This window comes from Nocardia alni, from assembly GCF_019038435.1.
Taxonomy (GTDB): domain Bacteria; phylum Actinomycetota; class Actinomycetes; order Mycobacteriales; family Mycobacteriaceae; genus Nocardia; species Nocardia alni.
Genome location: NZ_JAGPOX010000205.1, coordinates 1 through 13,606 on the forward strand (window position 1 = coordinate 1; position 13,606 = coordinate 13,606).

12 protein-coding genes are annotated in these 13,606 nt (G+C 66.9%); 1 reads left to right on the forward strand and 11 read right to left on the reverse strand.

The window, feature by feature from the left end:
* Positions 1-499: 499 nt before the first annotated feature.
* The gene (locus JZ791_RS40790) at positions 500-982 is read left to right on the forward strand and encodes a DUF5990 family protein (RefSeq protein ID WP_308163428.1); all 483 of its coding nucleotides are present in this window, start codon (positions 500-502) and stop codon (positions 980-982) included.
* A 1-nt stretch (position 983) separates the two neighbouring features.
* Here the strand turns inward: JZ791_RS40790 and JZ791_RS40795 are convergent, their stop codons facing one another.
* From JZ791_RS40795 to JZ791_RS40845, 11 genes are all read right to left on the reverse strand, one after another.
* Positions 984-1,775: an HAD family hydrolase gene (locus tag JZ791_RS40795; RefSeq protein ID WP_308163429.1), complete on the reverse strand. Its 792-nt coding sequence runs from the start codon at positions 1,773-1,775 to the stop codon at positions 984-986.
* Positions 1,776-1,842: 67 nt separating this feature from the next.
* Complete coding sequence (locus JZ791_RS40800) at positions 1,843-2,544, reverse strand: TIGR00266 family protein (RefSeq protein WP_216902779.1); 702 nt, start codon at positions 2,542-2,544, stop codon at positions 1,843-1,845.
* Between the two features lie 55 nt (positions 2,545-2,599).
* Positions 2,600-3,085, reverse strand: coding sequence for a nitroreductase/quinone reductase family protein (locus tag JZ791_RS40805; RefSeq protein ID WP_254207225.1), 486 nt, complete (start codon positions 3,083-3,085; stop codon positions 2,600-2,602).
* Between the two features lie 40 nt (positions 3,086-3,125).
* Complete coding sequence (locus JZ791_RS40810) at positions 3,126-5,087, reverse strand: acetate and sugar kinases/Hsc70/actin family protein (RefSeq protein ID WP_216902781.1); 1,962 nt, start codon at positions 5,085-5,087, stop codon at positions 3,126-3,128.
* A 483-nt stretch (positions 5,088-5,570) separates the two neighbouring features.
* On the reverse strand, positions 5,571-7,142 hold the full coding sequence (locus JZ791_RS40815; protein WP_216902783.1) for an FAD-dependent oxidoreductase: 1,572 nt from the start codon (positions 7,140-7,142) through the stop codon (positions 5,571-5,573).
* A 3-nt stretch (positions 7,143-7,145) separates the two neighbouring features.
* The gene (locus JZ791_RS40820) at positions 7,146-8,162 is read right to left on the reverse strand and encodes an AurF N-oxygenase family protein (RefSeq protein WP_216902785.1); all 1,017 of its coding nucleotides are present in this window, start codon (positions 8,160-8,162) and stop codon (positions 7,146-7,148) included.
* Between the two features lie 155 nt (positions 8,163-8,317).
* A complete protein-coding gene (locus JZ791_RS40825; RefSeq protein WP_216902787.1) occupies positions 8,318-9,559 on the reverse strand; it encodes an Hsp70 family protein in 1,242 nt (413 codons plus the stop codon).
* A gap of 374 nt (positions 9,560-9,933) precedes the next feature.
* Complete coding sequence (locus JZ791_RS40830) at positions 9,934-10,929, reverse strand: sulfate/molybdate ABC transporter ATP-binding protein (RefSeq protein ID WP_216902789.1); 996 nt, start codon at positions 10,927-10,929, stop codon at positions 9,934-9,936.
* Positions 10,926-11,735: a sulfate ABC transporter permease subunit CysW gene (cysW, locus tag JZ791_RS40835; protein ID WP_216902791.1), complete on the reverse strand. Its 810-nt coding sequence runs from the start codon at positions 11,733-11,735 to the stop codon at positions 10,926-10,928. Before cysW ends, JZ791_RS40830 begins: the two co-directional genes overlap by 4 nt.
* Positions 11,732-12,580 carry a sulfate ABC transporter permease subunit CysT gene (gene cysT, locus JZ791_RS40840; protein ID WP_254207229.1) on the reverse strand — a complete coding sequence of 283 codons (849 nt, stop codon included), beginning with the start codon at positions 12,578-12,580 and terminating at the stop codon, positions 11,732-11,734. The genes cysW and cysT overlap by 4 nt, the downstream gene beginning before the upstream one ends.
* 75 nt (positions 12,581-12,655) lie before the next feature.
* A partial coding sequence (locus JZ791_RS40845) for a sulfate ABC transporter substrate-binding protein (protein WP_216902795.1) occupies positions 12,656-13,606 on the reverse strand: 951 nt, incomplete at its 5' end.

A 13,606-nucleotide genomic window follows, 5' to 3' on the forward strand; every position in this document is an offset into this window, starting at 1 on the left:
CCACGGCCCCCCACCTGACCCACGCCACCCCGATCGGCGCACACCGCCTGGTCACCGAGGTGATCGCAACCCGATATGCCACAGCCCGACACGCCAGCATCGATCGCCCGCACACAGCCGTCGCCTGATCCCTCGACTCCCGACCCACACCCTCCGTCGCGGTTCGAACTTCAAGGCCCGGCTTATCGCTGCATTTTTCCGCCTCGAAACTCTGGTTCCCGACAATTCCACCCGAAGAATGCAGCCGGAGGCCGGTTCTCCCACACCCCGCGACCCGCCAGCGCACGGCCACCACACCGAACCGCGAGCCGCGAGCCGACTCCAGCCACCACGCGACAACCCGGCCTATCGCTGCATTTTCCGGGCTCAGAAGTCCGGTTTCCGCCAGAATGGTCGTGAAAATGTAGCGGGAGGCCGGTTCTCCCGATGCGCTACGGTGAGGTCATGGCCGAGACGTCTCGCGATGAAAGAGCCGTAGAACAGGTGTCCGGAGCGGATCGTGTCGGCGGCGAGTGATTCGGCCGTGCGGCTCCTGGTACGGATCGAAGGGGCGAATCTGCCAGGGCGCGAGTGCGGGCCGGGCGGTGAAGTGCCCGGCGGGTATCGCGACGTGCATGTGGCCGTCCAGCGTCGGGGCCGGCCCGATGAATTGTTCGAGCCGTGTCCGGGGGATGCGGCGTCGGTGGTGTGGACATTGGAGTGCACCGCGAGCGTCGGGGATGACGGCATCGACATTCGGGGGCCGCAGATCCAGGGATCGCGCGGCGGGCGGTTCATCTACCTGTCCTGGGGAACGGTGGATGGGGAAGGCGCGTTCACCATGTTCCGGCGCGCGAAGCTGATGTTCGATGGGATCGAACCGTCGGTGCTTCGCGAAGCGGTGGACAGCGGAAATCTGGTGGGGCGGCTCGGGCTCACGGACCCGAAGGGGCATCCGCTCTGTGCGGCGGTCCGGCCGCCCCTGATCAGCTGGTCGGCGTGATTCAGAACCAACGTTCCAGGACTAGGGCGACGCCGTCGTCGGCGACGGTCGCGGTGATCTCGTCGGCGGCCTCGCGGGCGGGGGTGACCGCATTGCCCATTGCTACGGAATGGCCTGCCCAGGAGAGCATTTCGCAGTCGTTGTAGCCGTCGCCGACGGCGAGGGTGGCCGCGAGCGGGATGCCGAGTTGCTCGCGCAGCCGCTCGAGCGCCCAGCCCTTGGAGATCCCGTCGCGGGATGCCACGAGCCAGGGCTCCTCCTCGCCGTGTACCCAGCCCGCGCCGGGCAGTTGCCGCTCCCCCATCAACGTCACCATATCGGCCAGCGAACCACCCGGCCACCAGCCGTTGAGGCGGGTGGTCGGCTCGCGGCTCAGGTCACCGTCCTCGACGAAACGGAATTCGCCCAAACGGAAACTGCCGGGGTAGTAGCCGGTGGCCCAGGTGCCGACGCCGACCTTCTCCACCGACAGCACCATGTCCGGGAACACCTCGCGCAGGATGCCGACCGAGGGTTCGGCGTCGAAGGTGTGCACCGCGAGCGGTTCCCAGGTCGAAATGTCCGCGTGCACAGCGCCGTTCGAACAGATGGCGTGTCCGGACTCCAGACCTAGCTCCCGGATGACCAGGCGGGTCGCCAGCAGTGTGCGCCCCGTCGTGACGACCACGTGCGCACCGGCCTGCGCCGCCGCCCGCACCGCCGCGCGCACGCGCGGCGAGATCGGCTCGCCCGTGCGCAGAATCGTGCCGTCCACATCGAGAGCTATCAGTTGGGGCCTGTTCGCTGTGTCCACCGATTCATTCTGACTGATAGCACAGATGTACTTTCACGGCCATTGGTCGTTGTTTGCCGAACGACTACTACCTCCCGTCCGGCTCCGGCAGCGGCAGGTAGGGAGTGATCGCGTGCGCCAGGTTGCTGATGGTCAGCGACTGCAACCACACTCGGCCCGGCCCGGTCAGCGCCGCCAGGAACAACCCGTCGCCGCCGAACAGGACATTGCGGATGCCGCGCACGGTCGTGATATCGAATCCGACTGTGGCATCGAACATTCCGACATGACCGGGATGCACACGCAAGGTCTCGCCGGGCGCCAGATCGTATTGGATCACCTCGCCGGACAATTCGGCCCACATCGTCCCCTCGCCACTGACCCGTTGCAGCGTGAAGCCCGCGCCGCCGAAGATTCCCGCGCCGAGACGTCGTTGAAAACTCAGCGATACTCGCACATCGCCTGCGGCGCAGAGGAATCCGTGGCGGTGCACCAGGTAGTCGCCGCCCCGGCGCAGGCTCACCGGAACGATCCGCCCGGGCAGTTTCGCCGCGAACGCCACCGTGCCCGGACGGCGAGCGGCGCTGTACTCGGTCATGAACAGGCCCGCGCCTGCCAGCGCCCGCTTCACCGCACTGAACACTCCACCCGTCGCCACCCGCGTGGAGGTGCGCAACCGGATCGAGTCGGTCATCCACGACAGCTGTCCGGATTCGGCGACCACGGTCTCACCGGGGTCCAGGGCGACCTCGAGTACGGGCATCAGGGTGCCGATGATCCGGGGGTCCATCACTCCAGTGTGCGCGGGAAAGCGCAGCCGTGCCGCAGACCGCGCGATCTGCCGGTCAGCGTGGTTCGAGGATCACCAGCGGAATCCCGCGTTCGCCGACGGTGCGCTGATAGCTCTCGAGCGCCGGGAATATCGCGACGAAGCTGGGCCACAACCGATCCCGCTCCGGCTCGGTCGCGACCCGAGCACGCACCCGAAAGCGCTCGGGCCCGATCTGGATCGTCGTCTTCGGATGCGCCCGCAGGTTGTGGAACCATGCCGGAAGTTCCGGCTGCCCGGCCTTCGACGCCGCGATCACGGGTGTGCCGTTGTCTCGCAGGAAGATCAGCGGGGACGTCCGGCCCACCCCACTCTTCGCGCCGATCTGATCGAGCAGCAGGATCCGCGCGTCGGGTAGGCCCGTCATCCGCGTGCCGACCCGTCCCCCGGTCCATCGGTAGACCGCCACATGCACCCGCGTCGACCGACGTCCGAGATACAGCCCCCGTCTGTTGGCGGCAAGCGTCACGGTCAGAACCAGACGAGTCAGCGGCGACGGCATAATCCCATTTGTACTCCTACTACGCTTGGCGACATGAGGCTCAGTGGTGGCCCCCACCGCCCGAACCACCGTGCGAGCCGCCGCCCGCAGAGCCCCCGTGCGAGCCGCCGCCCATGGAGCCTCCACCCGCGGAACCGGCATGGGAGCCACCGCTCGACGAGTGCCCCGCACCGCCGAACGAGCCGCCCGCCGAGGACGGTCCGCCGCCCGCGGACGATGGCCCTCCGGAGGCCCGGCCCCCGCCCGCGGAGTCGCCGACTCCCGATATCGAGCCGCTGGAATCCCATCCGGTAGAACTCGGTCCGCCGGTTTCAGCGCCCGGGGAGGTCGCACTGCTCGATGCCGAGCTGGTCGGCCCCGAGTTGCTCACGCCCGGTGCGGCATTCGCGCCCGTGCCGGGAGAGGAATCGGTCGCTGTGGAGTCCGTTGGCCCGATTCCGGAGGCTGGGGCGCCGGGATTCGCGGACGCCGTGCCGGTGTTCGATCCCGTCGTTCCGGAGGCGGGTCCGGCGTTGGAGGCGACCGGGGCCGATACGGGATGCGTCGATGTGCCGCCGGGGGGCGAGGACGCGGATGCGGCAGCACTCGAGGATGAAACAGGCTGCGCGGCAGCAGGTATCGAGGTCTGCGCGATGGAGGGCAGGCTGATCGACGGGATGGAGCCGGTGAAGGGGGCCAGGTAGGAGGTGTCCGACGTGGTGATGAAGGGAAGCGGATTGGTGAATTGGGCGGGATCGGCGTAGGTGCGTGGTCTGACGTTGTCGGCCGCGGTGCAGAGCTGACTGTTGCCGTGCGTGCTGAACGAACTCTCGACCCGGGCGACCGCCGGTACCGAGGTTCGCTGTACCACAGGGGAATACGTGCTCGGAGTGGAGTAGGTGGTCAGTTGGACGTCGGCTGCGGGTGCACCGCTCGCAATGGCGTCGACGCCGTCGAGCCGCGGCGTGTCGGCGGTGTGACTCTCGGCGGGACCGGCGAGGGCCGGGGCGATCTCCACGACCGGACCGTCGGCCCCGACCGGACCGCCGCCGAGCATGGTGGCCGCCGACATGGCCAGCGCGGAAGCGACTGCCGCACTGGATAATACGGCAGCTCCGCGCGCGTACCGGCCCATGCCCGCGCCGAAGTCGGCCAGGCGGGCCGAGGCGAGGGCCGCGCCGACGGCGACCGTATGCGCGGGATCGGGCGACATCACCACCGGGCGATCCAGTTCGGCCAGCACCCGCGCCACCTCCACGGGACGAGCCGCACCCCCGACCAGCAGCACGCGGTCCACATCCTGCAGGGTGAGTCCGGTCGCGTGCACGCAACGACGAACCAGGCGAAGGGAATTGCGCACATTCCAGGTGCGTAATCGGGTGGTGTCGGCCGCCGGGACAACCTTCGACACCGGCGAGGGCACCCCCGGCGACAACGCCCGCGCATACCTGGCCAGGATCGCGCCGAGCGGACGACCACCGTAATCGTGCGAGCGCAGGGCCCGGCCGAGTACGCCGCGTTCGTCCCGGTCGGCCTCGGTGCGTATGACGGCGATGTCGAGACTGTTGCCGCCCAGGTCATAGACGAGGGTCACCCCGTTGTCGGAGACGCCGTATTCGGCGTCGAGCCATTCCACCGCCGCCACCGGCTCGGGCATCAGCACGGCGCCGTCGGCGCCCGCCCAGTCCAGCGCATGCCGCAGCCGCTCCACCGGGCGCTCGGAATAGCAAGCGGGATAAGTGATCACGGGGTCGGCATCGGGTTCGACGGCATCGACCACGTGGGTGGCCACCGCGGCGACAAGATCGGCCGAGGTCCAGATCCGCCCGCCGAGGACCACCGGCTCCACCTCGTTGGTGAGATCGGCGAAATCCGTGACGACAGGGGCGAATCGCGGAAGGCCGCCGATGCGCGGGCCACCCGCGCTGTCGAAGGTGACGGCGGTGCGGCGCACCCGGACGGCCGGACGCTCGCGATCGTCGGAGGTGGTCGCCCATATGGAGTTCACTGTGCCGATGCTCATGCCGAAGCCAACAGTCATTGCCATCCCGTCAACGCACCGTGACCACGGCCCCAGGATGACGAACCTTGTGGTCGCGGTCGTTTACCAAACAGCGATCACAGGTTAGCTGGCCGGTGTCATTCGCGAATACCGAATGGGCCGAAAAGCTTTCATACCCACCGGTCTATATTACAAAATGCCTGATAGACCATCGACCAGGTTCGAATACAGGGTTGGAAAACATGCAAAGCGCCCAATTAGCCAACAAACCTGGCTACATCACAGTAATTACCATTGAATACCGACCGGTGCGCTGTACATGGCTCAAAAGTGACAGTGTCCATCAGGATTTGATCACCAGAGGCCAGGTGGCTGAATAGTTGCCGCCGCCTCGGAATCCGGCGAATGCATCAGACCGGCCATCTCGGATAGACCGCCCGGTATTCCACCGCCGACAGCCGTCATCGACTCGAGTTCGACCGATGAAGATCGACCGGCGCGCGTTCAGGCGCGAGTCAACAGGCGGCGCTTACGCCCGGAGCGGGCCGGCGCTCCGCCACGGATGGCCGCGGGACGACGATCGGTCACCAGAGCGTCGAAATCCGCGGGGCCGCCCGCCGGTTCCGGTAAACGCCCGGAGTTGAAGTCGTCGACGAGCAGGCGCACGGTCTCCTGGGCGCAGGACTTGTTGGTGCCGATGAATCCGGTGGGGCCACGTTTGATCCACCCCGTCACGTACGCCCCCCGCAGCGGCTCACCCTCGCAGAGCACTCGGCCGGCGGTGTTCGGGATTACTCCGGCCGCGCCGTCGAACGGCAGCCCGGGCAGTGGCACCCCGCGATAGCCGACAGAGGTCAGAACCAGTCCGGCGTCCAAGGTCTCGGTCGAACCTGTCGGCACGGACCGCACGACGCCTTCCGGATCCGTGGTGAGTTCGTTGTGCGCCAGGTGAATTCCGGTGACCCGGTCGGTCCCGGGCAATTCCGTCGGCGTGAGGAGATAGCGCAGCACGATCCGCCTGCGGCCGCGCACGGGGCGATCGGCGAGGTCTCGAAGCAGGCGCAGTTTGTGCTCGATCTGCTGGGGCATACCCGCAGCAGGCTGCGGCACATCGCCTTCCACCACGATATCGACGTCGGAGCCCAGCAGGCCCACGAATTCCGGCACGGTGAACGCGGATTCGGCCGGGCCGCGCCGAGCCAGGATCACCACTTCCTCGATCTTGCTGTGCCGCAGAGACTCCAGCGCCATCGGTGAGATATCGGTGCCGCGCAACGACTCCGGATCGGCAGTGAGAATCCGGGCGACGTCCAGTGCGACGTTGCCGTTGCCGACGATCACCGCCCGCCGCTGGGACAGATCGAACACCTGCTCGGCCTGGTCGGGATGGCCGGTGTACCAGGCCACGAAATCGGTCGCCGACCCGCTGCCGGGCAGCCCCTCACCCGGGATGCCGAGTTTGCGATCCGCCGAGGCGCCGACCGCGTAGATCACCGCGTGATGGTGCCGGAGCAGGTCCTCATGCGAAATATCCTCGCCCACAGTCACATTCAGATACGAGACGAAACCCGGCTGGGCCGAGATCACGTCGAACAGCCGACTCACCTGCCGGGTCCTGACATGATCCGGCGCGACCCCGTACCGGGCCAGCCCGTAGGGCACGGGCAGCCGGTCCAGCACCGTCACCGCCACATCGGGCTGGGTGAGCAACTCGTCCGCGGCATACATCGCCGAGGGGCCGGAACCGACGATCGCCACCCGCAGCGGCCCGCGCTCCACCCGCGCCGCCGGAATCGGCCGCGCCAGCAACGGGCGTGGTCGCACCTGACGGTAGAAGTCCGCGTTGATCTCGATGAACGGCTGCTGCTCGGGCGCAAGGCGTTTGGTCGAGACGATCGCGTCCACCGGGCACGCCGTGGCGCACGCACCGCAGTCCACGCACGCCTGCGGGTCCACGTACAGCATCTCCGCGCTCAGGAAGTCGGGCTCGTCCGGCGTGGGATGGATGCAGTTGACCGGGCAGGCGTACACGCAGGAGGCGTCGCTGCAACAGGACTGGGTGACGACGTAGGGCATCGCTCAGGCGGCCTTGACCGAACGCAGCGGCTCGGAACGGTAGCGGCTGACCGGACCGTCGATGCGCAGCAGTTTCCACACACCCTTGGCGATCGGGTTCATCAGGCCGATTTCGGTGGCCAGCGCGCGCACATCCACGAAGTAGTCGCTGAAGGTCTGCCGCGCGTCCTTGGACCCGAAGAACAGATCCCGGCGCACCTCTTCGGGGATGTCGAACTCCTTGAAGAACGACTTGGGCGGCTTCACGATCGAGCGCCCCAGCAGCCACATCACCAGCGGAAACGCCAGCGACAGTACCGCCTTGTTCAACGGCTTCGCCTCGGGCACATGATGCTTCAAGAATTCGTGCGCGAAGGAGATGTGCCGGGCCTCCTCGGCGACATGAATCGCCATGACCCCGTGCATGATCGGATGCACTTCCTCACCCGAACGCAGGATCGCCTTCTGGATGTGGTCGATCGGCTCCTCACCACCCAGCACGGCCATGAAGAACAGATTCGGGAACAACACGGCCACCGGGACGCTCAGGTGCCGGAACTGCCGCACGAACGGGCCCATCCCCGGCACGTCGGCGCCGATGCGGTTCACCATCTCCTGGAACATCAGGGTGTGGTTGAGCTCCTCGGCCATCTCATGGGTGCAGTACCGGAACTCCGGGGACCCGTTGGGCAGCGAGAACGTGTGGTTCACCATGCCGCTGATCAGGATCGACTCGAACTGCAGGCCCACCTTGGCGACGTTGGCCTGGCGATACTTGCCGATCTCGATCTGCCGCTCGGTGGACTGGGCCAGATACCAGGGGTGGCGGCCCAGGGTGTCCGCGGAGACGGGCAGGATCCAGCGCTCCGGCAGGGCGGCCGCGTCGAAATCCGGGTTGTCCCAGTCGATATCCTCGTAGGGATCGAAATGCCGGTGCACCGACCCTTCGGACAGCAGCATCAGCTTCGCGGCGTACTCCTGCGCCTCCCGGACAACGGGGTCTACAGGATCGACGTCGGACGTCGTGGCAGTGTACGTCATCGTCACAGCCTCTCCACTGGTCGGGTAACTGTATCCAATAGTTACACCAACTTGGAGTTACGTCAACCGATGTATCCACACCGCGCCGGCACAGCTCCCGCCTGGCCATGTCATCCACTACCCGACCAGGCCGCATCGCTCACCCGGAAGTACGGTCACCGCGACCAGAGCATCACCCCGTTCACGACATGATGCGCCGATACCGCGGCGTCGGGTGCGATCAGCCCCAGCAACACCCCTGCCCCGGCGATCAGCGCCGCCGCGACCAGCCGCACCAGCCGCCGGGACGGCAGCCACCCCACGCCGATCCGGCCGTGCCGGGTCACGCCCTCCGCGGCCGTCATCTCGCGACGCGCCACGATCGCCGCACCCTCGGCGATCGTCCGCTCCGGATCCGGCGCGACGATCACCGGCCGGGCCAACTCCTCGGCGAGGACGGCCGCCACCTCACGCGGTCGCGCCGCTCCTCCGACGACCAGAACCCGATCGACGTCGGCCATGGTCACATCGGCGATGCGCAGGCATCTATAGACCAGTTCCAGCGAGCGCCGTACATGCTCGGTCCGCAGATCGGTGATCGCGGCATCGGAATCGGCCAGCGACCGCTCGCCCGGCCCCGCCATCGCGGACTCCGGATCTGCCGTCGGCGACGCCGACCCGGACTCACCCGCGCGCGAACTCGGCGTCGTCAGCGACGACACCCGCGCCACCATCCGCGCCCGGGCCACCGACCGGCGCCCCTCCTCGGCCATCAATGCCCCGAAGGCCCGGCCGCCGTACCGGTTCGACCGCAGCGGCTCACCGACGACCGGATAGCTCGGCGCGCCCGCGCCGACCCGGGCCAGCGTCACGCTCAACCCGGATCCACCCAGGTCGTACACGAGCGTCAGCCCCGGGGTGAGCGGACCGTGCGTGGCGTCGAGCCAAGCCAGGGCCGCGACCGGTTCGGCGACCAGAGTGGCCTGCGGCAGGCCGGCGGCGGCGAGCGCCTCGCGCAGCTCGGACACCAATTCGTCCGAATAGCCGACCGGATGACTCACGGCCACACCGACATCCGGCGTGGCCTCACCGAGGGTCTCCTCGATCACGCCGCGCACCACGGTCGCCACCAGATCCGCCGCCGACAGCGCCCGATGCCCGACCCGTGCGGCCGGCGCCGAGCGCTGGGCGAGATCGGCGAATTCGGTCAGGGCGCGACCGTGTTTCGGGAAGCGCCCCACCCGCGCGGCACCGGAGCTGTCGAAGGTGAGGGTGGTGCGCCACGTCCCGGGCACACCGCCCGGTCTGTCCTGCCGGTGGTCCGGTCTGAGCTGCCGAAAACGCGACGACCCTTCCTCATCCGTCGTCGCGCACACAGTGTTGACCGTGCCGACACTCACTCCGAGCCCAACCGTCATCACACCACCTCGATCGACGAGCATTTATGCAATCGTGATCCGACCCGCTATCAGGCAACCACCCGCGCCCGGGCCATGCCAAGCACCGGACATGCGGTTGTCCTCGTGTGACATGCCCTGAACAGACCGTCCAGCAACCCGCCCGCATCGATACGGATGCAGCGGGGGGCACTCATCCCAGCGGGACGATGCGAGCGGTGGCGGTGGCCGTAGCCACCATCTCACCGTCGGAGGCCACCAATTCGGCGGCCAAGGCGACGAACAGCGACGGGCTGGTTCGACCTATTCCGGTGCGTCCTCAGCGATCTCGCTCGCTGTTCCTATTGTCGGCATGCCGCAGATGCGGCATACCGATGGTAAAAGCGCCGAGAAATCTAGTGGACCGGCAGAGTCGGGATTCGGGTCGCCCGCGCATACACCGTTTCTCCCTCGGCCAGATGCAGCGCCTCGGCATCGCCCCGGGTGACCTGCGCGGTGAACAGGTCTCCCGTGGCAGCATTGCGCAATTCCAGCCGCACCTCGAACCCGAGCACGACCACGCGTTCCACCCTCGCTCGGGTGATGCCCGCCGATTCCGCGGTGCCCTCGCCGGAGGCCAGTGCCATCTCCGGATCGCGGCCGATACGGATATCGTGCGGACGCACCAAATGCCCGTTCAATTTCGCCACCGCACCCAGAAACGACATCACGAATTCGTTCGCCGGACGATCGTAGACATCCTCCGGACTGCCGATCTGTTCGATGCGCCCGGCGTTCATGACCGCGATCCGGTCGGCCACGTCCAGGGCTTCCTCCTGGTCGTGCGTGACCAGCACCGTGGTCACGTGCACCTCCTCGTGCAGGCGGCGCAGCCAGGTGCGCAGGTCCAAGCGCACCTTCGCGTCCAGCGCGCCGAACGGCTCGTCCAGCAGCAGCACCTGCGGATCCACCGCGAGCGCCCGGGCCAGCGCCATACGCTGGCGCTGACCGCCGGACAATTGCGCCGGATAGCGGTGCTGAAAACCGTCCAGGCCGACGATCCCGAGCAGTTCGTCCACCCGCTTGGCGATCTCGTTCTTGGGCCGCCGGCGAATCTTCAACCCGAAGGCCACATTGTCGCGCACGGTCATATGCTTGAACGCCGCATAATGCTGGAATACGAACCCGATATCGCGCTTCTGCGGCGAGACCCGGGTGACATCGCGCCCAGCGATGACAACGGCGCCGGAATCCAACGATTCCAGCCCGGCAATCGAACGCAGCAATGTCGACTTGCCGGACCCTGACGGGCCGAGCAACGCCGTCAGCTCGCCGGAGGGAATTTCGAGGCTGACGTCATCGAGGGCAGCGAAAGTACCGTAATTCTTGTTCGCGTTGGTGACGGTGATCATTTGGCAGTGCCCCGCTTGCGTTCTAGAAGGGTCATCAGAATGAGAACGACGAGCGCGATGCCCATGAGCAGGGTCGCCGCACAATATGCGCCGAAGGTGTTGTGATCGTTGGTATAGCGACCGCTCACCAACAGCGTCAGCGTCTGCGATATTCCGGGCAACCCGGAGGACACCATGATCACCGCGCCGTACTCGCCCAGTCCGCGCGCAACAGTGAGCACGATGCCGTAGGTCAGACCCCACCGGATAGCGGGCACGGTGATCCGCCAGAAGGTCTGCCAGCCAGTGGCGCCCAGCGTGGCGGCCGCCTGCTCCTGCTCGTCCCCGATCTCGTGCAGCACCGGCACCACCTCGCTCACCACGAACGGCAGCGTGACGAAAATGGTCGCGAGCACCATGCCGGGCAGGCCGAAAATTACTTTGAAGCCGAGACTTTCGACACCACCGAACCAACCGCCGACGCCCCACAGCATGATGAGAGCCACGCCCACGATCACCGGAGACACCGCGAACGGCAGATCCACGATGCCCTGAATGAGAGTGCGGCCCGGAAAGTTCCCGCGTGCCAATGCGATCGCGGTGATCACGCCGAATATGACGTTCACCGGAACCACGATCGCGATGATGACGATCGTCAAGTCGAACGCCGAGATCGCCGCGGGAGTGGTGATCGATTCGACGAACGCGCCGATGCCGTGCTGGAAACTACGCCAGAAGATGATGACCAGTGGTGACACCAGCAGGACGAGCAGATACGCCAGTGCGATCACACGCAGTGAGATCCGGGTAGGTGCGGACAGTTTCATCGGCTCATCCGCTCCTTGCGTGCGCTGCGCCCGGCGAACAACCGCAGCACCAGCAGCGTCGCGAAGGAGATCACCAGCAGTATCACCGACACCGCGGCGGCGTTCGCCGGACGATCCACCTCGATCTGCTGTTGGATATATTGCGAGGCCACTTGCGTGTGCCTGGGAATATCGCCGCCGATCAGGACTACCGATCCGTATTCGCCGATCGCGCGCGCGAAGGCGAGTCCGCCGCCGGACAGGATCGCCGGAGCGAGCGTCGGCAATATGATCCGGCGGAACGTCGTCCAGCTGTCGGCGCCGAGCGAGACGGCGGCCTGCTCCACCTCCCGGTCGGCCTCGATCAGGACCGGCTGCACCGAGCGGACCACGAACGGCAGTGTCACGAAGGCCAGAGCTACCACCAGAGCGGGCTGGGTGGCGTACAGGTGCACGCCGATCGGGCTGTCGGGACCGTAGAGCGACAGCAGCACGATGCTGGCCACGATCGTCGGCAGGGCGAAGGGCAGGTCGATGAGCCCGTTCACGATTCCTTTGCCGGGGAAGTCGTCACGGACGAGCACCCAGGCGACCAGCGTGCCCATCACGACGTTGATCAGCGCCACCACGACCGACACGAACACCGTCACCCGCAGCGCGGTCAGGGCCGCCGGCGCGGAGACGGCGCTCCAGAAGCTGGACCAGCCATCACCGAAGGCGTGGAACGTCAACGCGGCCAACGGCAGCAGCACGATCACGCTGAGCCACAGCACCGCGATCGCGATGCCGAGCGGGCCGACCGAACCGGTCACCCGCAGCCAGGACCTACCGCCCGGTCGAGGCCGCGGGGGAACGGAGGGTGTCAGCCCGGGCGCCGCCGTGGCATCGCTGCTCGTCTCGGACACAGTCGTCGAGTTTTCTGTGTGAGGCACGCAGTCGCCCTATTTGGTGGCCTTGTCGTACAGCACCGCGATGCTGCCGGTGTCCGGGGTGAACAGGTCCTTGTCGACCTTGGCCCAACCACCCAGATCATCGATGGTCCACAGCTTCTGCGGCTGCGGGAAGTCCTTGGCGTAATCCGCGGCGACCTGCGGGTCGACCGGCCGGTAACCGGCCTCCGCGAATGCCTTCTGACCGTCCGGCGTGTACAGGAAGTCCTTGAACGCCACCGCCTTTTCCGGGTTCTTGGCGTTCTTCACCACCGCGAACGGATTCTCGATCTTGAAGGTGGTCGGCGGCAGGAAGTGCTCGATCGGATCACCCTTGCGCTCGGAGTAGATGGCCTCGTTCTCGTAGCTGATCAACGCGTCACCGGTGCCCTGCAAGAAGGTGTCGGTGGCCTCGCGCCCGGACTTCGGCTGCACCGTGATGTGATCCTTGGAAATCAGCTTGCTCAGATAATCCAGACCGGCCTGCGGGTTCTTGCCGCCGTCACTTTCGGCCGCGTACGGTGCGAGCAGGTTCCACTTGGCCGAACCGGAGCTGAACGGATTCGGTGTGACCACCTGCACACCGGGCTTGAGCAGGTCGTTCCAATCGTGGATGCCCTTGGGGTTCCCCTTGCGCACGGCGATCACGACGACGGAGCCGAAGGGAATTCCCTTGTCGGCGTCCGCATTCCACTTCGGATCGACCAGGCCGGCCTTGACCAGCCGGGTGATGTCGGGCTCGACGGAGAAGTTCACCACATCGGCCTGGGCTCCGGCCTGAACCTTGCGGGACTGGTCTCCGGACGGGCCGTAGGACTGCTGGACCTGAACTCCCTTGCCCGCGGCCGTCTTGTCGAACGCGGGGACCGCCTTGTCGAAAGCGGGCTGGGCCACGGAATACGCGAAGAGGGTCAGCGAGCTACTGCTGCTCCCACCCCCGCCACCTGCGGTATCGCTGGCCCC

Bases quoted from the DNA above. Each gene is read 5' to 3' on its own strand.
- JZ791_RS40800 (WP_216902779.1), bottom strand. From the start codon at position 2,544: ATGGACCCCCGGATCATCGGCACCCTGATGCCCGTACTCGAGGTCGCC.
- JZ791_RS40805 (WP_254207225.1), bottom strand. From the start codon at position 3,085: ATGCCGTCGCCGCTGACTCGTCTGGTTCTGACCGTGACGCTTGCCGCC.
- JZ791_RS40810 (WP_216902781.1), bottom strand. From the start codon at position 5,087: ATGAGCATCGGCACAGTGAACTCCATATGGGCGACCACCTCCGACGAT.
- JZ791_RS40815 (WP_216902783.1), bottom strand. From the start codon at position 7,142: ATGCCCTACGTCGTCACCCAGTCCTGTTGCAGCGACGCCTCCTGCGTG.
- JZ791_RS40820 (WP_216902785.1), bottom strand. From the start codon at position 8,162: ATGACGTACACTGCCACGACGTCCGACGTCGATCCTGTAGACCCCGTT.
- JZ791_RS40825 (WP_216902787.1), bottom strand. From the start codon at position 9,559: ATGACGGTTGGGCTCGGAGTGAGTGTCGGCACGGTCAACACTGTGTGC.
- JZ791_RS40830 (WP_216902789.1), bottom strand. From the start codon at position 10,929: ATGATCACCGTCACCAACGCGAACAAGAATTACGGTACTTTCGCTGCC.
- cysW (WP_216902791.1), bottom strand. From the start codon at position 11,735: ATGAAACTGTCCGCACCTACCCGGATCTCACTGCGTGTGATCGCACTG.